The organism is Allosediminivita pacifica (genome assembly GCF_003054175.1).
Taxonomy (GTDB): Bacteria; Pseudomonadota; Alphaproteobacteria; order Rhodobacterales; family Rhodobacteraceae; genus Allosediminivita; species Allosediminivita pacifica.
Genome location: NZ_QBKN01000095.1, coordinates 1 through 1,180 on the forward strand (window position 1 = coordinate 1; position 1,180 = coordinate 1,180).

1 protein-coding gene is annotated in these 1,180 nt (G+C 64.9%); it reads right to left on the bottom strand.

Annotated elements, in window-relative coordinates:
- Positions 1–2 precede the first annotated feature (2 nt).
- On the bottom strand, positions 3–1,178 hold the full coding sequence (gene tuf, locus C8N44_RS23070) for an elongation factor Tu (RefSeq protein ID WP_107979011.1): 1,176 nt from the start codon (positions 1,176–1,178) through the stop codon (positions 3–5).
- Positions 1,179–1,180: the final 2 nt, after the last annotated feature.

Genomic DNA, 1,180 nt, shown 5'->3' on the forward strand with positions numbered 1-1,180 from the left:
GATCACTCGACGATCTTGGAGACGACGCCGGAGCCGACGGTGCGGCCGCCTTCGCGGATGGCGAAGCGGAGGCCGTCTTCCATGGCGATCGGGGCGATCAGCTCGACGCCGAACTTCAGGTTGTCGCCGGGCATGACCATCTCGGTGCCCTCGGGAAGGGTCACGGTGCCGGTCACGTCGGTGGTCCGGAAGTAGAACTGCGGACGGTAGTTCGCGAAGAACGGCGTGTGGCGGCCGCCTTCGTCCTTGGTCAGGATGTAGACCTCGGCTTCGAACTTGGTGTGCGGCGTCACCGACTTCGGCTTGCACAGCACCTGGCCGCGCTCGACGTCGTCGCGGTCGATGCCGCGCAGCAGTGCGCCGATGTTGTCGCCCGCTTCACCGCGGTCGAGCAGCTTGCGGAACATCTCGACGCCCGTGCAGGTCGTCTTGCGGGTGTCCTTCAGGCCGACGATCTCGATCTCGTCGCCGACGTTGATCACGCCACGCTCGACGCGGCCGGTCACAACCGTACCACGGCCGGAGATCGAGAAGACGTCCTCGATCGGCATCAGGAAGGGCTGGTCCACGGCACGCTCGGGCTGCGGGATGTACTCGTCCACGGCCGCCATGAGTTCCTTGATCTTCTCTTCGCCGATCTCGGGATCGCGGCCTTCCATGGCTGCAAGCGCGGAGCCTGCAACGATCGGAATGTCGTCGCCCGGGAAGTCGTACTCGGAGAGAAGCTCGCGGACTTCCATCTCGACGAGCTCGAGGAGCTCTTCGTCGTCCACCTGGTCGACCTTGTTGAGGAACACGACCATGGCGGGGATGCCCACCTGGCGGCCCAGCAGGATGTGCTCGCGCGTCTGGGGCATCGGGCCGTCGGCCGCGTTCACCACCAGAATCGCGCCGTCCATCTGGGCGGCACCGGTGATCATGTTCTTCACGTAGTCGGCGTGGCCGGGGCAGTCCACGTGCGCGTAGTGACGGTTTTCCGTCTCGTATTCCACGTGCGCCGTCGAGATCGTGATCCCGCGCGCCTTCTCTTCCGGTGCGCCGTCGATCTGGTCGTAGGCACGGAAGTCACCGAAGTACTTGGTGATCGCCGCCGTCAGCGTCGTCTTGCCGTGGTCGACGTGACCGATCGTGCCGATGTTGCAGTGCGGCTTGCCGCGCTCAAACTTTTCCTTTGCCATCT

What these genes read in the sequence shown, in the direction of transcription:
- tuf (WP_107979011.1), bottom strand. Translation starts at nt 1,178, where the DNA reads ATGGCAAAGGAAAAGTTTGAGCGCGGCAAGCCGCACTGCAACATCGGC.